The sequence below is a fragment of the Lacticaseibacillus zhaodongensis genome (assembly GCF_009687905.1).
Lineage (GTDB): Bacteria > Bacillota > Bacilli > Lactobacillales > Lactobacillaceae > Lacticaseibacillus > Lacticaseibacillus zhaodongensis.
This window is the reverse complement of record NZ_BLBG01000026.1, coordinates 1-23,676: the sequence shown is the minus strand read 5'-3', so window position 1 is coordinate 23,676 and position 23,676 is coordinate 1. Positions and strand designations below refer to the sequence as shown.

24 protein-coding genes and 2 pseudogenes are annotated in these 23,676 nt (G+C 49.7%); 18 read left to right on the top strand and 8 right to left on the bottom strand.

Annotation, left to right across the window (positions count from 1 at the left end; translation table 11 throughout):
* Nucleotides 1–30 precede the first annotated feature (30 nt).
* Both GN107_RS10725 and GN107_RS10720 read right to left on the bottom strand, forming a co-directional pair.
* A complete protein-coding gene (locus tag GN107_RS10725; protein ID WP_230678610.1) occupies nt 31–957 on the bottom strand; it encodes an ABC transporter permease family protein in 927 nt (308 codons plus the stop codon).
* Between the two features lie 20 nt (nt 958–977).
* Nucleotides 978–1,487, bottom strand: a complete 510-nt coding sequence (locus GN107_RS10720) for a TetR/AcrR family transcriptional regulator (RefSeq protein ID WP_155287841.1) — start codon at nt 1,485–1,487, stop codon at nt 978–980.
* 217 nt (nt 1,488–1,704) lie between these two features.
* On the opposite strand from GN107_RS10720, the gene GN107_RS10715 reads away from it, so the two are divergent.
* Together GN107_RS10715 and GN107_RS10710 are read left to right on the top strand one after the other, a co-directional pair.
* On the top strand, nt 1,705–2,400 hold the full coding sequence (locus GN107_RS10715; protein ID WP_155287842.1) for a hypothetical protein: 696 nt from the start codon (nt 1,705–1,707) through the stop codon (nt 2,398–2,400).
* On the top strand, nt 2,397–3,242 hold the full coding sequence (locus tag GN107_RS10710) for a sce7725 family protein (protein ID WP_155287843.1): 846 nt from the start codon (nt 2,397–2,399) through the stop codon (nt 3,240–3,242). The genes GN107_RS10715 and GN107_RS10710 overlap by 4 nt, the downstream gene beginning before the upstream one ends.
* 61 nt (nt 3,243–3,303) lie before the next feature.
* Here GN107_RS10710 and GN107_RS10705 read toward each other — a convergent pair whose 3' ends face one another.
* Together GN107_RS10705 and GN107_RS10700 are read right to left on the bottom strand one after the other, a co-directional pair.
* The gene (locus GN107_RS10705) at nt 3,304–3,819 is read right to left on the bottom strand and encodes a GNAT family N-acetyltransferase (RefSeq protein ID WP_155287844.1); all 516 of its coding nucleotides are present in this window, start codon (nt 3,817–3,819) and stop codon (nt 3,304–3,306) included.
* Between the two features lie 144 nt (nt 3,820–3,963).
* Nucleotides 3,964–5,022 carry a D-alanine--D-alanine ligase family protein gene (locus GN107_RS10700; protein ID WP_155287845.1) on the bottom strand — a complete coding sequence of 353 codons (1,059 nt, stop codon included), beginning with the start codon at nt 5,020–5,022 and terminating at the stop codon, nt 3,964–3,966.
* A gap of 341 nt (nt 5,023–5,363) precedes the next feature.
* On the opposite strand from GN107_RS10700, the gene GN107_RS10695 reads away from it, so the two are divergent.
* The 14 genes and pseudogenes from GN107_RS10695 to GN107_RS10630 all read left to right on the top strand — a co-directional run.
* On the top strand, nt 5,364–5,873 hold the full coding sequence (locus GN107_RS10695) for a methylated-DNA--[protein]-cysteine S-methyltransferase (protein ID WP_155287846.1): 510 nt from the start codon (nt 5,364–5,366) through the stop codon (nt 5,871–5,873).
* A gap of 189 nt (nt 5,874–6,062) precedes the next feature.
* Nucleotides 6,063–7,067: a D-2-hydroxyacid dehydrogenase gene (locus GN107_RS10690; RefSeq protein ID WP_155287847.1), complete on the top strand. Its 1,005-nt coding sequence runs from the start codon at nt 6,063–6,065 to the stop codon at nt 7,065–7,067.
* Between the two features lie 217 nt (nt 7,068–7,284).
* Nucleotides 7,285–7,926 (top strand): FMN-dependent NADH-azoreductase, encoded by a 642-nt coding sequence (locus GN107_RS10685; protein ID WP_155287848.1) that lies wholly within the window; start codon nt 7,285–7,287, stop codon nt 7,924–7,926.
* 38 nt (nt 7,927–7,964) lie between these two features.
* On the top strand, nt 7,965–8,435 hold the full coding sequence (locus GN107_RS10680) for a MarR family transcriptional regulator (RefSeq protein ID WP_155287849.1): 471 nt from the start codon (nt 7,965–7,967) through the stop codon (nt 8,433–8,435).
* A gap of 264 nt (nt 8,436–8,699) precedes the next feature.
* Nucleotides 8,700–10,160, top strand: coding sequence for an NCS2 family permease (locus GN107_RS10675; RefSeq protein WP_155287850.1), 1,461 nt, complete (start codon nt 8,700–8,702; stop codon nt 10,158–10,160).
* Between the two features lie 173 nt (nt 10,161–10,333).
* Nucleotides 10,334–10,858, top strand: coding sequence for a hypothetical protein (locus tag GN107_RS10670; protein WP_155287851.1), 525 nt, complete (start codon nt 10,334–10,336; stop codon nt 10,856–10,858).
* 14 nt (nt 10,859–10,872) lie between these two features.
* Nucleotides 10,873–12,219, top strand: coding sequence for a replication-associated recombination protein A (locus tag GN107_RS10665; RefSeq protein WP_155287852.1), 1,347 nt, complete (start codon nt 10,873–10,875; stop codon nt 12,217–12,219).
* A gap of 118 nt (nt 12,220–12,337) precedes the next feature.
* Nucleotides 12,338–13,384: an N-acetyl-gamma-glutamyl-phosphate reductase gene (gene argC / locus GN107_RS10660; protein WP_155287853.1), complete on the top strand. Its 1,047-nt coding sequence runs from the start codon at nt 12,338–12,340 to the stop codon at nt 13,382–13,384.
* Between the two features lie 195 nt (nt 13,385–13,579).
* Complete coding sequence (gene argJ / locus GN107_RS10655) at nt 13,580–14,767, top strand: bifunctional glutamate N-acetyltransferase/amino-acid acetyltransferase ArgJ (protein WP_155287855.1); 1,188 nt, start codon at nt 13,580–13,582, stop codon at nt 14,765–14,767.
* A gap of 202 nt (nt 14,768–14,969) precedes the next feature.
* Nucleotides 14,970–15,209, top strand: a complete 240-nt coding sequence (locus GN107_RS10650; protein ID WP_155287854.1) for an amino acid kinase family protein — start codon at nt 14,970–14,972, stop codon at nt 15,207–15,209.
* 1,240 nt (nt 15,210–16,449) lie between these two features.
* Nucleotides 16,450–17,220: pseudogene (locus GN107_RS10645) on the top strand (IS5 family transposase).
* Between the two features lie 104 nt (nt 17,221–17,324).
* Nucleotides 17,325–18,377 (top strand): ABC transporter permease, encoded by a 1,053-nt coding sequence (locus GN107_RS10640; protein WP_124974723.1) that lies wholly within the window; start codon nt 17,325–17,327, stop codon nt 18,375–18,377.
* Between the two features lie 4 nt (nt 18,378–18,381).
* Entirely contained in the window at nt 18,382–19,062 is a 681-nt protein-coding gene (locus tag GN107_RS10635; protein ID WP_124974721.1) for an ABC transporter ATP-binding protein, read from the top strand.
* A gap of 114 nt (nt 19,063–19,176) precedes the next feature.
* Nucleotides 19,177–19,800, top strand: a pseudogene (locus GN107_RS10630) (IS30 family transposase); the annotation flags it as partial.
* Between the two features lie 248 nt (nt 19,801–20,048).
* Here the strand turns inward: GN107_RS10630 and GN107_RS11335 are convergent.
* The 4 genes from GN107_RS11335 to GN107_RS10615 all read right to left on the bottom strand — a co-directional run bounded on the left by GN107_RS11335 (nt 20,049) and on the right by GN107_RS10615 (nt 21,773).
* Nucleotides 20,049–20,189: a hypothetical protein gene (locus GN107_RS11335; protein WP_164507541.1), complete on the bottom strand. Its 141-nt coding sequence runs from the start codon at nt 20,187–20,189 to the stop codon at nt 20,049–20,051.
* A gap of 15 nt (nt 20,190–20,204) precedes the next feature.
* A complete protein-coding gene (locus GN107_RS10625) occupies nt 20,205–20,453 on the bottom strand; it encodes a GlsB/YeaQ/YmgE family stress response membrane protein (RefSeq protein WP_124974719.1) in 249 nt (82 codons plus the stop codon).
* Nucleotides 20,454–20,562: 109 nt separating this feature from the next.
* On the bottom strand, nt 20,563–20,931 hold the full coding sequence (gene mscL / locus GN107_RS10620; RefSeq protein ID WP_124974717.1) for a large-conductance mechanosensitive channel protein MscL: 369 nt from the start codon (nt 20,929–20,931) through the stop codon (nt 20,563–20,565).
* A gap of 470 nt (nt 20,932–21,401) precedes the next feature.
* A complete protein-coding gene (locus GN107_RS10615; protein WP_125572534.1) occupies nt 21,402–21,773 on the bottom strand; it encodes a DUF1304 domain-containing protein in 372 nt (123 codons plus the stop codon).
* Between the two features lie 351 nt (nt 21,774–22,124).
* Between GN107_RS10615 and GN107_RS10610 the strand changes: the two genes are divergently transcribed.
* Nucleotides 22,125–22,958, top strand: coding sequence for an IS1380 family transposase (locus tag GN107_RS10610; RefSeq protein ID WP_127849655.1), 834 nt, complete (start codon nt 22,125–22,127; stop codon nt 22,956–22,958).
* Nucleotides 22,948–23,169, top strand: coding sequence for a transposase (locus tag GN107_RS11500; RefSeq protein ID WP_196246334.1), 222 nt, complete (start codon nt 22,948–22,950; stop codon nt 23,167–23,169). Before GN107_RS10610 ends, GN107_RS11500 begins: the two co-directional genes overlap by 11 nt.
* Nucleotides 23,170–23,676 lie beyond the last annotated feature (507 nt).

The following is a 23,676-nucleotide window of genomic DNA, read 5'->3' as shown; positions in this document are numbered from 1 at the left end:
TGCCCTATTATTTTGTCATTTAAAAGGGGCCTACACTCTTAGCGTTGGATTTCTCCAACACCAGAAAGTGTAGACCCCAATAATAAGGCCACTAACTACCAGCAGGACGGATTGCGCGACCGTTGCGCCGACCAGGACCCGACTGGGGATGCCCTGAGCGCGTAGGACCGCGTAATTGGGCAGCTTTTGCATGGTCAAAATGTACATGAACACGGCGATAATGATGAGCGAGATGACCATCAGGAAGCCGATCATCATGACGAAGGTACTATTTTGCGCCTGGTAACCGGGTAGCTTTTGAATCACCTGTTGCTTGCTGTAGGTTTTGGCGCCACTTTGCTTGGTCTTGTAGTTTGCGTTCTTCGACACAACGGCGGAGGCAACTGGGCCCATCATGATGCCGCGCAGGCTCTTCCAAGTTTGCAGTTGGCCATAAACGACGGGGGCGATGTTCAGCTTGGCCTTGTCGGTGAAACCAACAATGGTGTACTTCTTTTTGTCGTCGTTCAGTTTGAACTTGCTGCCAAGCTTGTAACCAGAATTCTTAAACGCGGTATCGACGACGACTTCGTGACTGCTGTGCGCGTTGCGGCCGCTTTCCAGCTTAATGTTCTTGTAGATGAATTGCTGCTTCTTGAGGCCAAGGAAAACTGCCGAGAGGGCCTTGTGGTGCTTGGCTTTTGCGACAACGGAGGTTTCGCCGATCACGGCTTCCTTGCTGCTGAGCTTGCCGACCTGCTCCTTGGTCAAGAATGACTGGCGCATGTCGACGTTAGCGTTGGCGTTCAGCGTGATACGGCTGATCCCCCACGAGTTGATGGCGTCAGTGTTTTGCTGCGCCAATCCGAGCGCCAGACTGGTGAGAATGAAGATCAGGTAGCCGATTAAAACAATCATGGCGACAATCAGGCTCGAGCGGAATTTTTCCTTTTTGATTTCTTTGAGGGCTAGGAACATGTGGCATCTCTCCTTAATAGTTACTGATTTTGCAAAGCGCTACGCAGTTGGGCGAGGCGCTGGTCCATGCTGTCCGGGTCCAAAATGATGTCGCGAACGGTCTGGTGGTACAAGATGGTCATCGCCCATTGGGTGGGGCCGTCAGCGCCGCTAACGATGCTGCTGGGCTGATTGCCGAGGCAGGCTTCGTTGTAGCGGTAGTGCATCGTGAATAATTGCCGGTAGCCCGCCTCATCGGCCGCAAGCAACAACTGCTTGATTGCATCAATATATTGGTCGCTATTAGTTAGCGTTGGCCTTTGGGGCAGGCGCTGGTGCAACGTGCGCATGGCCTCAGCAAAAACATAGTTGTAAGCATCAGTTAGGTCAGCGAAGTATTTGTAAAATGCTCCGCGCGCGATGCCCGCATCCTTAACAATCCGGGCCACCTGCGCTTGGGCGAGGGAATAGTGGGAAAATTCGTTGAGTAAGGCCTGGCGTACCCGGTCTTGTTTTGCGGGCGGAATGTGTTCGAAAGTGGAAAGAACCATGGCTAACTCCTTTCTTGATATGGTGACACCGTGTCAACGTACTGATGCACTTAACTATAATCAATAGTGACACGGTGTCAATGGACTTAACCAATTTTGTTTGCAGATGACGTTGGTTGCGCCGCATGTTTCACGTGGAACAAATGCTAGACCATTGTGCTCAGGAACGCTCGTTCGTATAATGAGGCTGACAATTAGTTATTTTGGAGGCAAGTACATGAGCAAAACGCAGCTGACCTTAGATTTGGAAAAGACACTCTACGCGTATTGGGAAGAACAGGGCGCGACTGCCGTTGAGGAGGTCAGTCTTCCCGATGACGCGGGGATTGTGGACACGCTGGTCATGCAGACGGCGGTGGATGATGCGCGGACCTGGCGCTGCTTTGAGCTCAAGGTGACCAAAAGTGATTTTCACAGTGCAGCCAAGCTGAGTTTTGTGGGCAATTACAATTATTTTGTTTTACCTGCCAAGTTGTATCCCAAGGTGCAGGTGGAAATTCCGGCGCATATCGGGGTGATGACCTACCGGGCTTTTTCTCCGGAAGCCATCGCGGCGGCAGTGGTGCCAGTCACTACGCCGGGGGCCCTGACAATCGTCAAGCCGGCTCGGTATCAAGAATTACAGATCAGTGATGAGCAGTTGCTGCTGCGCTTCATTGGCAGCCTCAATCGGGAGGTGCAAAAGGCCAAGCGGGTGGCAAAAGGTCTCGCGCAGTACAGTGACGAACAATTGCTCAAGGAATTGCGTAAGCGGAGCGCTAGTTATGATGTCTACCACCCGGAAAATAATCTGTATGACCAATTTATTGCTGACGTTACAGACACGACCACCACGGCGTTGCAGGAGGAAGTCGATGCACTGACGGGCGAAATGGCACTGCTTAAGCTCGGGCTAACAGGGGCTACAAAATGAATTACTATCCCCTGATTCGCGGGCGCCAGTATGATTTGCTGGCCTTGATCTCATCAATGCAGGCGGGGCTGAGTCCGCAGATTATCCCCATTATCGAGCCAGTGAAGGACATCGCCGTGTTGCCACGGGTGGTGGCGGCGTTTGCTAAGGCGCAGCACCCCTTATTTGTGATTCAGAATCCGCAGGTCGGTCAGTACGGTTTACTCGCGCAGCCGCGTTACCCCTTACCGACGCCGTTGCCCCAGCCGGTGCAGTTTGCCCGCTATTTTGACGGTAGTGATGCGCAGGCCGCGATGCTGCTGACCCAAAACAAAGCCCAGGTGGGGCTTCTGTCGGTGGGCCAGCTGGCCGTGGTACCTGATGTTGCGCGCGTTCGGGTGCTGCACCACGCCCCTGCAATCTATTTGGCGGACCATTTTCCGACCCGTGACTACACCGCGGAGTACGCCACCCTGCAGGATGAGCTCTACCAGTACCCGCTGCGCTTTTTACCCGGGGTAGGGGTTGCCGATTACCCGCTAGCTACTGCCTACTACGACGAGCATGGGTACCCGCAGCGCGCAATTGCCCTGCATTTGTTACACGTGGAACATGGTTGCCTCCGCATTCGCCATTTGGTTTCCGTCAATAATGATGATTTCAGCGATCCGGGCGCCAAGTTCCTGGAGGCGGTGGCCCCGCTCAGGGCATGGTTAGGAGTGCATCCCGCCGCACAGACCAGCGCCACGGACGAGTTGCTCAGGTTGGGGGCAACGCAGCACTTTCCGGGTTTAGGCACCGTCAGAAAGCTGGAATTACTGCACTGGCTGACGATTTATGGGCGCTGGCTGGAATCAAAATAGACGCAAAACAGCCACCGGCAATGAAGTGCCCGGTGGCTGTTAGTGGTTTATAGCGATATGCTTATGCCTCTGTCGCTAGTTTCGAGTACACCGCGCAGTCGATGTACTTGTTGTGTAGTAGTAACTCGGCGCGCAAAATCCCATCGAGGTGGTAGTGCGCGCGCTCAGCGACGTGGCGGCTGGGTTGGTTGGCGGTGGCGGCGAGGATAGTGATCTTGTTCAAGGCCAATTCACCGAAACCGAAACGCTCGATTTGCCCTAGCGCCTGGTGGATGATGCCCTTGCCAGTGGCTTCTTCGCCTAAGAAGTAGCCCATTTCAGCATGGTGGTTGGCCGCATCGATATTGTGCAAGTCAATTGCGCCAACAACTGTGCCGTCAGCACGGATGGCGAACATGTACGTTTTGCGGGCCACGGCCTGCTCCTCCATGTGTTGCAAAAAGTGTTCTTCATCTGCAACACTCTGGGTATCTTCTGCCCAAGGTAGCCACTTGTTGATGTAGTCACGGCTGCCGGCAACTACGGCGTACAGTTCCGCCGCGAGTTTGGGCCGGGCCGGTAAAAGTTCGATGGTCATGTTGTCGCCTCCGTTTGCCAAGGGTAATTATTTAGCACCATTGTACACTAACTGTCCGGAAAAGCTGTCAGCAAGTTGAGAAGCGTTAGACAGCAAAATGGCCCGTCAGCGTATCTCATACTGGCGGGTCATTTCTAACGGATATTAGTTGTTCATGCCCTGATCATAGAGGGCGATTTTGCCGGCGACGATGGCGTCAACTAAATCCTCATAGCTGGTGCCGTCAGCCTCTGCTTCTTGGGGCAGGAGGCTAAGCGGGGTCATGCCGGGCAGGTTGTTGGCTTCAATGACGAAGAGGTTGTTGTCCTCATCCAGCAGGAAGTCCATGCGGGCGTAATTTTGCAGTTCCAGAACGTCCATCGTGCGGATAGCGATGTCCTGCATCCGCTTGTGGGTCTCGGTATCCAAATCTGGTGGAGTCACGAAGTCGGTGTGGCCGGGCTGGAACTTGTGCTCGAAGTCATACCAGCCGTCGTGCACTTTGATCTCAATTGCGGGCAGTGCATGGCCGTTGACCACCCCAAGGGAGAATTCGCGGCCGGTGATGTACTGCTCAACGATGGCAGAAGGGTCAAAGCGGAAGGCTTCCTTGAGGCCGGCTTCCAGCTCCGCCTGGTTCTGCGCAATCGTCATGCCGACGGAACTACCACCGCTCGTTGGCTTAACGATCATTGGGAACCCAAAGGGCATCACCTGCTGCGGACCATCGACCCGCAGTACTTCTTTGAACGCGGCCGTTGGAATATCACTCTGGAGCATGATCTTCTTGCTGATGACCTTGTTCATCGTGATCCCGGAAGCGAGGGCGCCGCTACCGGTGTAACGAATGTTGTTGAGATCCAGGTAGGCTTGCACCTTGCCGTTTTCACCGTCACCACCGTGTAGGGCGAGGTAAACGATGTCGGCCGCCTTGGCGATTTCAAGAACGCCAGGTCCGAAAAGCTGGGTGCTGCCATCAGTGCGCAGGGCATTGATATCATCATCCGTTAACACGGCGTCACTAATAGCCATGCTATCGGGGATGTTGGCATCTTGGAAAACTGTGTTGATGTCGGTGACGCCGGAAAGGTCGTAACCGAGAAACAGGTCAATGAGGGTTGCATCGTGTCCCTTGGTCCGCAGTGCCTTGGTAATGCGTGTCCCACTGGAAAGAGACACGTTCCGTTCGGTGCTCCGCCCGCCTGCTAAAACGCAAATTTTCATGAAAATGTTCCTCCATAGTTTGTCCGTATGAGTGATGCGGAGCCCGGCTGCAGTATTTCGGCACAAGCTTCACTACCGGCCCCTGCAATAATGGCAGTTAGGTGCAAAATTCAAGGGCCCGCCGACTCCGTTCGCTTACATCTATCGAACCTTTAGCTTACCATATTTTGCTGATTTCCGCTCCCCCTAACTAAAAATTAAATTTAAGTGCGGATATGCATTTATAGAGTGACATATGGTATTTTTTCTTGCTGCCGTTTTGCGAACGAATGTTCGTGACAGAATGCTATAATGATATTGGCTATTAACAGTATGGGCACGTAGGGTGGGAGGTCGAATCAATGAACTACCAATATGGCTATTTACAGCAAAAATATGGAGCTTATTTACTAGTGCTTGCGGACGAGCGGCTGGTATTTGTGGGTGGCCCGCAGGATGATCTGGGTGTGGCGCGGCATTTGCTGCGACTAACTGCCGCTGACACGCTAGTCCCGGCCGCGCTGCCAACCGCAATCACGCAAGGTGTCGCGGCTTTGCTCAGTGGCTGGCAGCAACAATTAGCGCCACAATTGTATGCAGTTTTTGGCACGCCATTCCAAAAACAAGTCTATGCACAGCTGCGGCAAATTCCTTATGGGCAAACCTGGACCTACTCGGAGTTAGCCACACGGGTGGGTAAACCCCGGGCCGTGCGCGCCATCGCACACGCGGTGGCAAGCAATCCGCTGCTGATTGTGCAGCCCTGTCACCGGGTCGTTCCCAAGGCGGGCGGCCTGGGTCAATACCGCGGCGGCACAACGATGAAGCAGAAACTACTGGATTTAGAGGCCGGCAAACGTGTACAATTTTAGTAGTGGTAGCACACCCGCAAACCGGGTTGGCACCGGAAACGGGCTGCACTAAGTATTAAAGTAAGCACAGTAAAATACACTGAGTCGTTAATCCGCAACGCAGTGTATTTCTAGTGTGTTGGCGGATACTGGTAATAGGCTCCAGTATTCAGAGTCACGGATTAACGAAGACTATAGGAGGATTATTTTATGAAACTAGCATCTTTTGGTACCCGTGTTGATGAAGGACCGTTCCTGCAGGAGTGGGCAAAGCGGACCGGCAATGAAATGCTGATTTTCACTGAAACCCTGAATGAAGACACCGTGGCAAAGGCCGCGGGTGTTAAAGGTATTACCTGCCTGCAGACGGTGCCATATTCGGCCGCCTTGTTCCAGAAAATGGCAGACATGGGCATTAAATTCCTGTCCATCCGGAATGTCGGTTTGGACAACATCGACCTTGAGGGTGCGGCCGCAGCTGGCGTTCGCGTCAGCAATGTGCCTGCGTACTCACCAAGCGCTATCGCTGAGTTCGCAGTTACTTTAACAATGCACCTGGCCCGGAACTTGGGCCAGGTCGAACAGCACCTGCGGGACAATGATTACAACGGCGCGATGCACTACATGGGCCGTGAAATTGGCCAGTCTACCGTTGGGGTCGTTGGTACTGGGCGAATCGGCCGCGAAGCCATCCGCATTTTCCGCGGGTTCGGAGCCAAAGTTTTGTGCTATGATCCGTACCCAGTTGCAGACAGCGACTACGATTACGTCAGTCTGGACGAGCTGCTCGCAAACAGTGACATCATTGACTTGCACGTACCCGGCTTACCGCAAAACACGCACATGATCAATGCCGACTCCTTTGCCAAAATGAAGCAAGGGGTCATCATTGTTAACACCGCGCGCGGTAACTTGATCGACACGAAGGCTCTGCTTGATAACCTGCGGAGCGGCAAGGTTGCTGGTGCCGGCATCGATACCTTTGAGTTTGAGGAACAAGATCTGCTTAACCTGGAGAAGAAGGGTAGTTTGAACGACCCAGTCTGGGACGAAATGATGCAGATGCCAAACGTCGTCCTCAGTCCCCACATTGCTTACTTCACCGCCACTGCGGTGCGGAACATGGTTGAATTCTCAATGGAGAACCTCATGGGCTTCATTAACGATGGTCAGGCGAAGAACGAGGTTCAGGCCAAGGCCGAAGCTACTAAGTAAACTACGATTATTAATAGATTAATTTTAAAGGGTGTGTCGCTGTTAAGCTGCACACCCTTTTTATGTGTACTAGCGAGACTGTTCGCATACTAAATACCACTGCAACTAGTGTAAGATAATTGCTAAATTTCGCTAAAGTTAAAATGTGTACTTTACAGAATGCAACTCTTAGGCTATAGTTTAGCAGTAAACAAAAAACGAAAGAGGTAAGTAAAACATGAAATTACTCGTTATCAAAGCCCACCCAGAGCCAGCACCACGGTCCATTTCCCTTAAGGTCATGGACGCATTCGTTAAAGAATACAAGCAGGACCACCCAGACGATGAAGTTGTCGTTCGCGATCTCTTTGCCGCACCAGTTCCCCCAATTAACAACAGTACCTTCCCAGCATGGGACGCACTGATTTCCGGTACTAAGCCTGACGACCTGCCTGCTGAGCAGAAGAAGATGCTCGAGCCCTCCAACAAGTTACTCGCTGAGTTCCTGTCTGCTGACAAGTACCTGTTTGTTAACCCAATGTACAACCACGGCGTTCCTGCTGAACTCAAGCAGTACTTCGACGTGATCGAAGTGCCCCACGCAACCTTCCGCTACACCGCACAGGGTGCAGTGGGGATGCTGCAGGGCAAGAAGGCCGCGCACATTCAGGCTGCTGGTGGTTTCTACCAGAACCAAGACGTCACCGCACTGCCTGACGAAGATTTTGCCGCACCATACGTTCGCGCCCAGATGAAGTACATGGGGGTTGAGGACTTCACCGGGATTTACGCTGAAGGTGCTGATACTTACCCTGACCGGCGCGATGAATTGGTTGCTGATGCGTGCGCCCGGGCCAAGAAGGCCGCTGCTAAGTTCTAGTTTTACTGTATAATCAGTGCGATGGGCGGTGAAATGTAATGACTGAAGATAAGCTGGTGGACGCAATCGATGATTCAATGGGACGACTGCGCAGTGATAGCCATTCCGATCTTGCCGGCCGCATGGTGCTGGACAACGTGCCAAAAAACCTGCAACGGACCGTCTGCAAGGTGGCTCCAGTTGGGCAGATGTTCCTCGACTATGTCACCGAACACCCAGGGACAACGCCAGCTGCCTTGCGGGAGGTTCTGCAAGTTTCCAAAGGGGCAATTTCGCAGAATGCCCGGCGGCTGATCAAGTTGGACTTGCTGACGTCCTATAAACAAGAAGACAACCTGAAGGCGGTGCACTACGCCGTGACCAAGAACGGCCAGCTGATTGGGACGGCGCATCGCAAAATGCGGGGTATCGTTCACGAACAGGAGCAGCGCCTTCTCGATCAGTACACCGACGATGAAGTTGCGGCGATCAACGACTTCTTGAAGCGGGCAGTTGGAGTTTTACGCTAGCAGTGCCTGCTTGTGTGGTCACGATAATGTTCGTGTTTATCTAAATTAACGTTTTTTTAAGGAGCTTCGGTTGCTACTGTGGCTCCTTTTTACGTACAAAAATGCTTTAAATTATTTTAAAGTTCCAAATAAGTGTTAAACCGGCCATTGTGTCATTTTGTGCGGCGCAATGTTCGTCTTTTTATCGAAAATCACGCACATTATGCTTGCATATGCCCGCTAATGTTTGTAAACTGTGCTTATCAAATCAATGAGGAGCACATCATGGACAAACTATTTCAACTAAAGGCGAACAAAACCAACGTTCCCACAGAAATAATGGCCGGAATGACCACGTTCTTCGCAATGTCATACATTCTATTTGTTAATCCGCAAGTACTTTCCCAAACGGGGATGCCTTCACAGGCGGTCTTCATCGCCACGATCATCGCGTCGGCAATCGGCTCGCTCGTCATGGGGCTCTTCGCTAACGTTCCCTACGCCCTGGCACCAGGCATGGGCCTGAACGCATTCTTCACCTATACGGTTGTGTTTGCACTCGGTTACACCTGGCAGCAGGCCCTCGCATTGGTTTTCATCTGCGGGCTGTTTAACATCTTCATTACCGTCACCAAAATCCGGAAGCTGATCATCGTTGCTATCCCCGAGATGTTGCAACACGCGATCGGCGGGGGGATCGGGGTCTTTGTTGGTTACATCGGGCTGAAGAACGCCGGTTTCCTGCAGTTCACTTCCGATACCTCTGATATTTTGTCAGTCAACGGTAAGGCCTTCCAAGCCGGCCAAGCCGCTAACCTCAAGCACGGGGTCGATTCAGTTGTCACTGGTGGTGGCATCGTCCCCGCATTAACCAACTTCGCCAATTCCGGTGCGCTCCTTGCACTCATTGGCTTGGTCATCATGGTTATTCTCACCATCAAGAAGGTACCAGGTGCCGTCCTGATTGGGATCGTGCTAACCACCCTCGTCGGGATCCCGATGGGTGTTACCAGCCTGCACTTCTCATCTTCTGCATCACTAGGCAATTCATTCGCACAGCTTGGCACTACCTTTGGCGCCGCATTCGGGCCAAAAGGGATGCCAACCTTGTTCACTGACAGCAGTCACATTATCCTGTCACTGATGACCATCTTCGCATTTTGCTTCTCCGATACTTTTGACACGCTCGGAACCTTCATCGGCACTGGCCGGCGGACCGGTATTTTCTCCGATGATGATATGAAGAAACTGGAAACCAGCAGCGGCTTCTCCACCCGGCTCGACAAGGCCCTGTTCGCTGATTCCATTGCTACTTCCATCGGTGCCATCTTCGGGACGTCCAATACGACGACCTATGTTGAAAGTGCTGCCGGGATTGGTGCTGGTGGCCGCACCGGTTTGACCGCCGTGACCGTCGCCGTTATGTTCCTGATTTCCAGCATCTTCGCGCCAATCATTAGCATCGTGCCAACCCAGGCCACCGCGCCTGCGCTGATCCTTGTTGGGGTCATGATGGCCAGCTCCCTTAAGGAAATTGATTGGTCTGACCTCACCGAAGCAATTCCGGCATTCATGGCGTCCATCGTCATGGGGCTTATCTACAACATCTCTTACGGGATTGCGGCCGGCTTCATCTTCTACTGCCTGATCAAGCTCGTGCAGGGGAAGGCTAAGGAAATTCACCCGATTCTCGCAATCGCAACGCTGGGCTTCATTTTGAACTTCGTCATCCTGGCGGTGCTTTAAAAATTAACAAATTCATTTTAAGCCGCGGCCTCTTCGGAGGCTGCGGCTTTTTGTGTGTGCAGGTGTAAATTACCTATAATGTAAGCAGACCGAAATTCGGGCGCAGATCGGCAGCAAAATCCAGTTGTGCTAAACTTAAGTTAGTAAACGCAGCGGAAAGGATCCCCAAAATAATGCAGAAATTTGAACGTTACCGCCCCTTCATGACGCGGCACTACACCCTCGACTGGCTCACCAGCGTGAAGCTAAAGGAAATCTACGCCCTGCGTAGTGATGCCCGCATCGCCGCGGCGCAAAACCGGGCAATTGATACCACGATCGAGACGAGTGCACATTATGTGAACCGCGCCATGGCGCGAGTGCTGAGCGACCAGGCTTTGCTTTACGCCGTTAGTGACTGGCACGATGGGGCCCTGGTAGCGACACTCAGCTTTGATAACTTCCTGCCGGATGACTCGGCCGCGACGATTGCCGTGGCGAGCATGCCGGACAGTGACACTGCTGCGCTGGCGGAGGTGGTGCCGCGGATGCTTGGCTTTGCGGTGCACGAGCTCGGCCTCAAGCGATTGCAGGCGGTGCACATCGTTACGGACGCTGATCGGGAAGTGTTCTTGCAGAACCATTTTGCACCGCTTCCGGATGGGAGCCTGTTGCTGACGGCGGCGGACATTATGCATGACGCACGGTATGAATATTAGAAAGGACGATTAGCATGCGGCAGGAATCATTATTCGACGATCCGGAGCCCAAGCAGGCCCCCACTAGTGGCTATCAGCCGCTAGCCAGCCGGATGCGGCCGCGGACCCTTGCCGAGTTTGCCGGCCAGACCAATCTGGTTGGTGAGGGGCGAGTGCTCTACAACTTGATCAAAAATGATCAAATCAGCTCAATGATTCTTTGGGGCCCGCCAGGTGTGGGCAAAACCACCCTGGCCCAAATCATTGCGAACGAAACCAAGGCCCGCTTTGTCACCTTCTCGGCTGTGAACAGCGGCATCAAGGACATCCGCACGGTGATGCAAGACGCCGAGGATGACCGGGCGGCGGGGCGCAAGACGATTGTGTTCGTAGACGAAATCCACCGCTTCAACAAGGCCCAACAGGACGCATTTTTGCCCTACGTTGAGCGCGGCAGTATCATCCTGATCGGTGCAACGACCGAGAACCCGTCGTTTGAGATCAACTCGGCGCTGCTGTCCCGGTTGCGGGTGTTCGTGCTACACGCGTTGACTGAGGACGAATTGGTGGCGCAGATGCACCGCGCGCTTACCGCACCGCAGGGTTTTGGCGACATCAAGGTCCAAATTGACGCCGACCTGTTGCACAAAATTGCCAGTTACGCTAACGGGGATGCCCGGACCGCCCTGAATACGCTGGAAATGGCGGTTACGAACGGCCGCGTCAAGGATGACGTGACCGTGGTGACCGCGGACGACCTCAGCCAGATCATGGGCAAGAAGGCACTCCTCTACGACAAAGATGGCGAAGAACACTACAACCTCATTTCCGCGTTGCACAAGTCGATGCGCAATTCCGACGTGGACGCGGCGCTGTACTGGCTCAGTCGCATGCTGACGGCGGGTGAAGATCCACTTTACGTTGCCCGGCGAGAAGTTCAGTTTGCCAGTGAGGACGTCGGGATGGCGGACTCACGCGCGTTGGAAGTGGCCGTGGCGGCGTTTCAGGCCTGCCAATTTCTGGGGATGCCTGAATGTCAGGCCAATCTGGCCCACTGCACGACCTATTTGGCACTGGCACCTAAGAGCTCAGCGGCATACGATGCGTACTTCTCCGCTAAGGCGGATGCTGAACACACCATGGCCGAACCGGTACCACTCCAGATTCGCAACGGGGTGACCAAGCTAATGAAGGACGAGGGTTACGGTAAGAATTATCAGTACGCCCAAGACGCACCGGATAAGCTGACCACCATGCAGACGATGCCGGACAATCTGATTGGCAAGCATTACTACCACCCGACCCAGCAGGGCAGTGAGGCACGCTGGGCGCAACGAGTCGCTCAGATTGCGGCGTGGCATCAGGAACATGACCCAAAATAACTACTAAATAAAGCGTTTGGACAATTGTCTGGACGCTTTTTTTGTGTAATTGTTGCATATTAATTCGGCTTGGCTTAATATAGACCCATTGAATAAACATGCAAAGGAAGACGACGGGATGAAAGTAGCTTTAGTGGGTGTTACCGGTTATAGCGGAACGGTTCTATATCAATTGTTATGCCAGCATCCGGCCGTGGATGAAATTAATTTATACGGGCATTCAGAGGTAAACATTCACTTATCCGCGGTGCTGCCGTACCTACGTACACCAACCGACCCGATGATTTATGCATTAAACGTGCATAAATTAATGGCGGAGAACGATTGCGTATTCTTCGCCACCTCGGCTGGCGTCACGGCCAAGCTTGCAGGCGAGTTCATCGCCGCTAAGTTTCCGGTGATCGATTTGTCTGGGGACATGCGCCTGAAGGATCCCGCGGCCTATAGCAAGTGGTACCACAAGGAGCCAGCTGCCGCCGCAGACCTAGCCCAGGCTACATACGGTTTAGCCGAATTCACGCCTAAGCTCAGTTCGTACGTCGCCAACCCGGGCTGCTACGCCACGGCAACTTTACTGGGGCTGGCGCCATTAGTTCAGCAAAAGTTGATCGATGTGCAGACCATTATTGTTGATGCCAAGTCCGGAACCACGGGCGCGGGGAAGAAGCTCGCGCCGAGCACGCATTTTGCTAACGCTGATGAGAACTTTTCCGTATACAAGGCCAACAAGCACCAGCACATTCCCGAAATCGTTCAGCAGCTGCAAGCCTGGGATCACAACGTAACGGCGTTGCAGTTCACGACGAGTTTGCTGCCGGTAGCCCGGGGCATCATGAGCTCCATTTACGCAAAGGTGCAACCTGAGCTGACGACACAGGGCGCAGGCACTGTTAATGCAAAGCTAACGGCAGCTTTCAAGAGCACGTATGCAGATGCCCCTTGCGTGCACCTAGCCGGAGCGGACTTGCCTACACTGCGGGATGTTAACTACAGCAATTTGGATGCAATTGGCTGGCTTTACAACCCTGATACCCAGGTGGTCACGGTAATCAGTGTGATCGATAACCTGCTCAAGGGTGCAGCTGGGCAAGCGCTGCAGAACTTCAACCAGATGTTTGGCTACCCAGAGACAACGGCAATTCCGTTGCAGCCAGCATTGATTTAGCAAACAGAGCGGAAGCTTCCCTCCGGTGTCCTTGAAACTCTCCGTGGCTGTGCCACTCCAATGTCGATTGTATTAATGGCAACAAGTTGCAAAAGTTTCAGAGGCAGTCCCGTGGAGCTCGACTAGGCACCATAAGTTGAACGCCGCTAACAGAACGTTCTTGGCGCGGCGTTGTAAAGGAGAAACGATATGCTAATGAATACAATTCCGTTTACTTGGCCTAAAGGTTTCAGCAGTGATGGAGTGCACGCCCACTTGCGGCACAACCCTACCAAGCCAGATCTCGGCTGGATCGTTTCCAGCGTGCCGGCAGCTGCGGCGGGGGTGTACACACGAAACCAGTTTCAGGCGGCACCAGTCCAGTTAACCAAAGCAACTATTAAGCAGCAGCACCAACTGCAAGCAATCGTCGCTAATTCTGCGAATGCCAACTCTTACACTGGATCCAAAGGGGCTGCGAATGCCGCTGAGGAGCAGCAGCTGGTAGCAACGCAGCTGAACATTGCGCCCGAGCTGGTTGGGGTAGCGTCCACCGGCATTATTGGTCACCAGCTGGATATGCCCAAAATCAAGGCCGGGCTGACCAAGCTGCAGCTGACTGATACCGCAGAGTTTGCCCAGGCAATTATGACCACTGATACCCACAGCAAGACCATCTCCTTGCAGTTTAAAATAAACGGCACGGTTTGCACCATCAGTGGCGTGGCAAAAGGCTCTGGCATGATTCACCCCAACATGGGTACGATGCTCTGTTTCATCACCACCGACGCCAAAATTGACGGGCAATTGTTGCAGCAACTTTTGTCCGCGCACGTCGAGAGCACCTTCAACCAGATTACGGTCGATGGCGACACCAGCACCAACGACATGGTTTTGGTCATGGCTAACGGGCAATCTGGCGCGGCAGAAATTACCATAGATAATGGCCTGGCTGAGTTCACTACGGCTCTGCATGCAGTCATGGAGGAAATGGCCAAGCAAATTGCTGGTGACGGTGAGGGTGCGACCAAGCTCCTTGAGGCCGACGTCACCGGGGCGGCGGACGCCCTGCAGGCGCGAATGGCGGCCAAAGCGGTTATCGGTTCTAACCTGGTCAAGGCCGCAATGTTCGGTCAAGACCCAAACTGGGGCCGCATCATCGATGCCCTCGGGAATACTGATGTCCAGCTAGCCGCTAGTGCGCTCAGCATTAGTATTAATAAGGTGCCGATGGTGATCAAGGGGCAGCCGCAAGACTTAAGCTTACCCGCTGTCCAGCAGGCAATGACTCCCGATACCGTCAAAATCGCAATTGATTTGGGCGTTGGCGACAGCGCAGGCCAGGCTTGGGGTGCAGATCTCACCTACGAATACGTCCACATCAATGCGGCGTACAGCAGTTGACAGAGCGGAGGGAGGTGCTCAGAAGCTGAGGACTAACGAACTTTTGGAAGATGCCGGGCTTTGGCATTGTTCCAAAAGTCGGTTAGCCGCAAGCTTCTACCTCCCGCAGCTCGACTAAGACACAGAGCGGAGTACAGCGGTTAGAAGCTGAGCATTTACGTACTTTGCACCGTAAACTACCACCCTTTTGGAGGTTCTTCACATGGCGACAATTCTTATCAAAATCGGCGGCGACATGGCCAAAAACATGCCAGCCGCACTGCTTGATCAGTTGCATCAGTTGCAGAGCAATAATCAACTTATCATCGTGCACGGCGCCGGTTCCGATATCACCGCGGCTTGCGAGCAGGCCGGGATCCTGGAGCAGCGGGTTGATGGCTTGCGGGTGACCAGTCCGGAAACTTTAAAAATTGCCCGGGAAATAAACGTCTCAAACGAATGAAATTTAGAATCGCGGTGTAAACCGCCCTTTAGGACACTTTGCTAAATCAATATTATATAATGTGCTGATGGAATGTGCCACAAACGTGCCACCCCACGAAAAAAGAGAAGCGTTGTTGGCTTCTTTTTTTAACTAGCAAAACGTTATACTGAGTTCAGGCTTCTTGTAACTCCGATTTTAACTTGAAGTGCAAAAGCTTATAGACTAGACCAAAAAGGTCATGATGACTCCTTTCTTATAAGCACCTTATGCATATAAGAAAGGAGCCATCATGGCCCACTCTCAGATTAGCACGACAGGACAACATCAATAACTCAGTTTAGACGAACGGGGGAAGCTTCAAGCACTCCATCAAGCTGCTTTCGTCATCGCTCAAACCGCCGAGCAGATTTATCGCAATAAGTTTACAGTTAGCAGTGAACTCAGGCGTGGCAATACCGAACAGATCCGTGGTGCTGGCAGACACTACCAGCGTTACTTTGCCGAAACCGGTGTTGCCGTATACGAGAAGAACCGTGCTGTGTGTTGTCCAGGCACACACTTAGAGCAGTGCTCAGAATCCTACGCAGAGCTTATGGTGGTGCTCATAGTGTCTCCTCGAATCCGCAGCGTTGGTAGCTTTGTGCACAGATATAAGCGGGTACATTCAGAACTGCCATGCCGGGTTAGCGCGACATCGACAAGAGCCTATTAGAGGTGCTTAACGGTGATCTACCGATGAAGCCACCCATCATTTTCCAAAATTAGGATGGAGCCAAACCTTTCGGATGCTTTGCGGCATTTTTGTATACGCTATCCGTAACATGGCTACTCTTTGTGAATTAAATTTCGTGGCAAACAAGCTTCCAGTTCTTTATCCTTTGCGAATGTCTATAGTTTTGATTTTTTGAAGCAGGTCCTTAAATTGTTAGATGGCCGCAAGCGTGTTTGGTTTGCGGCTTTCAATCGATGCCGTTCAAGTCGTGGGTGCTGTTGCGCCTTTTGGACTTATACTGAATAACCAGTTTTTCAGTCGAACACATGGAGCGTCTGTTTTTAGGTTACGTTTGAACACATTGTTATACAAGTGGAATAAACGGTGGAAGTTTGGTATGATTAAACTGTGTAACCGTAATCAAAGCCACATCAAGTTAACAATATAAATTAAGATGTGTCTTCAAACTCAAAAATATTCGCGAATTGCCTACTAGTTGTACGAAACGGCCTGAATCTGATATGTTGGAGTAAAGGGCTGATTGTGATGCTTACTCATCGCTATGAGATCGCTGATGAGCAATGGACCCAGATCGAGTCATTATTTCCACCATAAAGTACATGTCGTCCAATATTACGAGATAATCGGACCATGTTAAATGCGATTCTGTGGATCAATCGGACTGGTGCGCCTTGGCGTGATTTACCTGCACGATTTGGACCATGAAAGTCGGTTTATACACGGCTTTCCCGCTGGGGCCGCGATGGTGTATTGGAATGTATCTTCCGCGCGCTTCGCTAGGACGCGGATATGGAATACCTGCATATTGATTCGACGGCTGTTATTGCGCATCAGCATAGTGCCGGTGCTAAACAAAGCGGTCCTAAACTTGAAAGCAATAATATTGGTTGTTCCGTTGGTGGTAATTCAACTAAGATACATGCGCTGGTCGATGCATTGGGAAACCCGGTTAAATTTATGTTAACAGAAGGCAATCGTCATGACGGTCCCGTAGCGCTTGAATTATTGAAAACCATTCAGTTGACTGGGGTTAATGTCGTTGCCGATAAAGCATACGGTGGTAAAGCAATTCGAGAATTCATCACGAGCCAAGGCGGAAAGTATACAATCCCACCAAAAGAGAATAATCGAGAACCATGGTCAGTAGACTGGTGGATATATAAAGAAAGACATTCAATTGAGTGTTTCTTTAATCGGCTTAAACATGTTAGACGGGTAGCTACTTGCTACGATAAGACGTCATATGTGTTCCGAACATTTGTTTACGCTGCGTCAATAGTGTTAATGACTAGATAGTTTGAAGACACATCCTAGAAAAATCATTTTGTAATCTCATCATAATATCATGTATGCTTGTGTATAGTAAGTTTGTTGAACTTCAACAAATACAGGAGGAACAAATGTTTTTAGCAATTAGAGAGATTAAAAAAGAAAAACTACGGTACGGCTTGATTCTAACAGTCGTCGTCTTAATCAGTTATTTGATTTTCATTTTAAGTGCCCTGGCGCTCGGGCTGGCAACAGCTAACACCGCAGCGGTGGACAGCTGGCAGTCTAAGTCGTTTGTAATGACCAAAGACGCTAATGGTAATGCCGGACAGTCATTACTGACAACGAAACAGGTTGATCAGTTAAGCGACGACAAAACCGCAACACTTGGCATTACACCAGTTAATATGAAAATTGGCGGAAAACGTGAATCCGCACAATTCGTTGGGATGAATAACGACGAGTACATCGCTAAAAACCTACAATTAACCAAGGGGAACTTGCCAAAGGCAGCTAACGAAGTCGTCCTCGCTGACTCAGTTGATAAGGATATTTACGGTATGGGGGATAAAATTTCGATTGGGTTATCTGATACGAAATATAAAATCGTGGGTTATGCGAAAAATGCCACGTATAACACCGCACCTGTTATTTATGGCGAGTTAGCGCAATGGCGTATCATTAAGGGCGTGTCAGATCAATTCCAGGGTAGCGTCGTTGCTTCAAAAACGTCACAATCGGTCGATGATAAAGCATTAAAGACTTATTCATACCAAGCCTTTATCAATAAATTGCCAGGTTATACACCGCAAAAAGCGACGTTTGGTCTCATGATTGGATTCCTGATTGTCATTTCATTGATTGTGATTACCATCTTCCTCTACATTCTAACGGTTCAAAAATTGCCTAACTTGGCAGTTTTGCGTGCACAAGGCATTCCAAATCTTTTTTTGGCCCAAAATACGTTATTTGAGACGTTCTTTATCATGGCAACTGGTATCGTCGTTGGTGCCGTACTATCGGCATTAACTGAATTTGGGATTCCAGATAGCGTACCAATGGCATTTGATTGGGGATTGATGGTACTCATTGCGGTCGGATTGATGGTAACCGGGTTACTGGGTGCAATCATTCCGATTCGTGTGATTAGTAAGATTGATCCGGTATCAGTAATTGGAGGTTAAAAAGATGCGTGAAGAAAAACTAGCCCTTGAACACGTGACGAAACAATTTGGTCAGAAAACCAATTTAGTTACGGCACTAGAAGACGTCAGTTTAGCGTTTAAAGCTGGTGAGGTGTCGCTTATCATTGGGCCTTCAGGATCTGGTAAAAGTACCTTGCTAACCATTTTAGGCGGGTTACAAACACCAACAGACGGCTCAGTTCGTTTGAATGGCCACGATATCAGTGATTTGAGTACCAAAGAAGCCGAAAAAAGACGACTTGAACAAATCGGTTTCGTCTTGCAGGCGTACAATCTTGTGCCATATTTAACCGTAGCAGACCAATTCAAACTTGTTGACCAGGTAAAGCCTAACAATAACCTCAGTCAAGATGGATTTGACAAAATTATTGAAACGCTAGGCATTCAAAAATTATTAAACAAATACCCTGGCGAATTGTCTGGCGGTCAACAACAGCGCGTTGCAATTGCCCGTGCGTTTTATACAGACCCGGCGATCATCCTAGCCGATGAACCTACGGCAGCCTTAGATACGGCACGTGTCAAAGAAGTTGGCCAACTTTTTGCCAATATTGCGCATGACGAGGAAAAAGCAGTCGTCATCGTCACGCACGATGATCGTCTGCGAGAGTTTTCTGATAATGTCTACAAAATTGTCGACGGAAAACTATCTAATACGGACTGATTAACACACTTGCTCTTATGATGAGATTTCGGACTAGTTTTTCTCGTTTGCTAAAATATCATCATAAGGGCAATAGATATTTAGTTATGTTTTTGTCGAGCTTGCATTTGTGATAGTCCGCTTGTAGCAAGGGTTGACGCAGGTCTGCTCCCAATCACCAACCTAGATTTACCCGTCAAGTTACGGCGTCGCATCAAGCGACCAGGATTGCGCCACGCTCGCACTAACAAGCATAAGCTCGGTGAGTCGATTGAGAATCGGCCAAAGGCCGTTGACGACCGTCTAGGAGTCGGCCACTGGGAGGGCGACCTGGTCAAGGGAAAGCGAGTTGAAAGTGACCCAGCACTGATGACGTTGACAGAGCGGTACTCCCGTACTGAGATAATCGTTAAGCTACCTGACTACCACGCTGAGACCTGCCGTCGGGCGCTTCAGGAGACAATCGATTCTTATGGGGCCAGGGAGTTAGATACCATTACGTTCGACAATGGTTCAGAGTTCTCGGCTTTGGCTCGCGTGACTGGCACGAAGATTTACTTTGATCATCCGTACTCACCCTGGGAGCGTGGATCAAATGAGAATGCTAATGGCCTTCTACGTGAGTATTTCCCAAAAGGAAAGTCATTCAAGAACGTAACCCTTGATGAGATCCAGCCAGCACAGTCGGCGTTGAATCATCGCCCAAGGCGCTCACTGGGCTTGTTTCGTCCTTGCGACTATTACCCCAATATGGCATAAGCTATACCACTAACAAGAATTGGTTATAAAGTGTTGCACTTGATTTGACAATTGAGGGAGTAAAAAAACTCGGCATGCCAATTGACATGCCGAGCTGGGGTTAATTTCGATGCATCTTAAACCACGATACCCTTTTCCGTGTGTAGCATCAAGTCTTCTCGTACCTCAACCGTACCGTATCCTGCTGAAAGTTACGCTTTCAGCAGGATTTTGCGAACGTGTGTCTATCACAGACGGCCCGTATATCATTAGTCATGAATCGAATCCTGCAATTTATCCCCAGCCTTATCTATTTCCTTGGCTGCCAAAATTGTACCAGCTACCAGAGCTCCTCCAACCAGCAAAGTGCTGGCTACCATAAATGTAAAAATTGATTTTAAAGCATCCATGCATATGACCTCCAATCAATCTTTAGATCTACCAACAAAGAATGATACAACCGCTACGACAATCACTGCGCCAACTATCGATGGAATCATTGCCATACCAGCAAGTTTAGGACCCCAATGGCCGAGTAGTGCTTCACCAATAGATGATCCGATGAGCCCAGCAATAATATTTGCAATCCAACCCATCGATTTTCCTTTGCTTGTAATAGCGCCAGCAATAGCACCGATTATTGCGCCAACAATTAGTGACCAAATGAAGTGCATGTAAATCCCTCCCATTAAATATATTCTTTGTTACTAATTGTAAGTATACAGGAGTTAAGGCCAAAAAGAAAGCCGAAGATATCTATTCCCTCTTACTACTTACGATAGCTCATTGTGAATTGCGCAGTAAATCGCGAATCTGTGTAAGTAAGAGTTCTTCCTTCGAAACAACAGGAGCATCAGGTTTTTTAGACGGCATAATACGATTAACCGTCTTGACAATAATAAAGACTACAAAAGCAGTGATCAAGAAGTTAATGACGTCGTTAAGAAAGCTGCCATACGTAAATTTTGCGTTCAAAATTGTAAAATATAGCTTACTTAAATCAGCCTTACCTACAAACATAGAAATAATTGGGTTGATCAAGTTTTTGGTCAGGGAAGTTACAACAGCGGTGAACGCACCGCCAATAATGACACCTACAGCAAGATCTAGAACGTTGCCACGCATAATGAAGTCTCTAAATTCTTTAATCATTTTGAATGCCTCCAAATTTTATGTTACGAAAAGAAGTATAGCAGAGTGGGGACGTTCTGAAAATTAAAAATAGCGCCTCATAATGAATTGGCTGGCGTCTGCCTAGCTATTTAGATAATCACCTAGGTTTGAAAATCAGTGCAAATCAGTGACAAGCCCAAAACTAGAAATGCTTTTATACCGATATTTTGAGCACCCGTGGCACTCAATAATAACTCATTCTAGAGGCGAGGCCCATATAACTTGCACGTCATGAAAGACCACAGAGTAGTCACGTGTACCAACCATGTGCATACCAATTAGTACACCCTAGTCCCTATATGGGGCTTATTTTTTTGCAATCAAAAAGCCCGCCGGATGGCAGGCCAATAATACTTTCAATAGCTTATCCTCATCAGAATTAACTGGCATATCTAACGATTCTTACCGTTTCTCTAGGAGCCAAAGTTTATCTTACTATGAGGAGCACATCAGTGTACAAATATAAGCATAAAAAGCGCTACGATTGCGGGACTACCCTGTGTAAATATGATTTTCTTGTTAGCTGTCAGTGATCCAAAAGCGGCAGCAAGCACGACAAAACCCACGAATAAAATCTGAACGTGGTAGGAGGCACCACCACTGAGCCAATATCGAGCATATAACAAGCCTACACCGATAAATCCATTATATAGTCCTTGGTTTGCCATCGATGATTTGGCTTCTTTGGTGGCAAGATATCCTTTTGACAAGTCAAAAGCCTTACGGGCCATTTTTGTTTGGGTGCCAAACATCTCGAGAAGCATTATCAGCAATGCCTCAACGGCGACTAGTAGCACGAACATATCCTTTACAAATAGCATTACCTATTCCCCCTAAAGAAATTCATTAAAATTTAAAATTTATACGATAAAGCATAGTATAACAGACTTCGGAGCGGGAGAACATTTAGCCTGGATTATTCTTAAACACGACAAAATACAGCGCAACCTCATGACTGGCATGAAGTTGCGCTGCTTTGTGTTTTTCACCCACTGGGTGCGGTCTTGTGATATTGTAGAGTCGCTGAAAACCAACAATATGAAGGCCATAACACAATGCTTAGACTACGCGCAACTTCACTTCAATGCAATCCTCATTTATCTGTTATCAACGACGCCGGACAATTATCCAATGATGCTGGAATGATACTACCAATTTAATTTACCAATCGGATCCACCTCAAAAACTTGATTCGTAATACGATTTTCTTTAATGATGAGCGAAAATTTGCCAAGATCTCTTTCGTATATCTATTTGAATTTACGCTTATGCTCCGGATTGCCGGTTATTGCACTGACTCTGCGGCAAATACTTGGCGTCAGGATCCTGCTATTAGGATTGCTTTAGGTGAGTATGGTGTGGCCTCTCAAGCTTCTATTTCACGTTTCATCGCAAGCCTGACTCAAGATAATCTGGTTGAAACCCAAAACCTGTTACTGAAACTGGCTGATGTGGTCCTTAAAGATCCTTCACGCACTGAAATGATCCTTGATATCGACTCCACACACTCGGATACCTTCGGCCATCAAGAACACGCAACCTATAATGGTCATTATTCAGCTAATGGCTATCACCCTCTGCTGGTTTTTGATGATGCCACCGGGCTTTTACTAGGTGCGCAGTTGCGCCCGGGTAACGTCTATACCAGTAGCGATGCTGATACGTTCATCGCCCCAATCCTTGATCATCTTAAAGCCTTACGCCCTGATATGAACATCACAGTCCGCGGTGATTCAGGCTTTGCCAAGCCAGAGTTTTATGCAGCCTGTGCCAAGCGCAGTGTTAAATTTATTGTCCGGCTGAAGAAGAATAACCGCATTAACGAACTCACCACAACGGCAACTCAAGCCACTGAGATGACGACTGATTTTCAAAGTGAAGACCACGAACTGGACTATCAAGTTAAAACTTGGGCGGATAATTATCGCGTGATCGTGCATTCTGAAAGTAAGGCTGAGTCTTTTCTTTGGGACGATCATACTTTATTGGTCTTTATTGGTCACTAATGATACGAAGATTCCGTGTGAAACATTGATCACCCGCTATCGTCAACGCGGAAGAGTCGAAGATCTGATCAAAGAATTGAAAGCCGGTTTTGCTTTCGACAAGACTGACAGTCACTCGTTTACGATGAACGCTGCTAGGGCCTTGATCAGTGCTGTTGCTTACAACATCGTTCAACTATTCAAACTCATTTTGATACCTTTTGACGCATGAAAGACAATCGCAACCTTGCGCTTTGAATTGCTCCATGTTACGGGTAAGATCACGCATCATGCGCACCGAATCGTCCTACATTTAGCTTCAAGCCAAGTTTTTAGTGGCTTTATAGGCAATGTGTTGAACGATATTTTGCAAATGTGACCAAAGCAACTAAATGGTCGGGCCTGGCCGAAGTGTTGAAATACGTTCGGTCTATTTGGCGACGCCGACTCTGAATAAGTTGGCCAAAATCAAGGTGTATTGATTCGGCATGGCGAAGTTAGTGTCGCTATTGAGCCTATGGTTGTATTTCACAAACCTATGAATAAATCAGGTTCATGTTAAGATCCTGTTACAGTTCAACTTTCAGTTTCAAAATACGTCCTACAAACAGTCTGTATATGTTGAGAGCGAAAGTTCTCACAGACCTTCCGGAAGGGTATTGCAACGCATCGCCGCCGTGCGCGGCGTGCAGCGCGAAAGCCGCTAGCGCGAGCGGCGGCGGTCGGCGTTAGCCGGCCG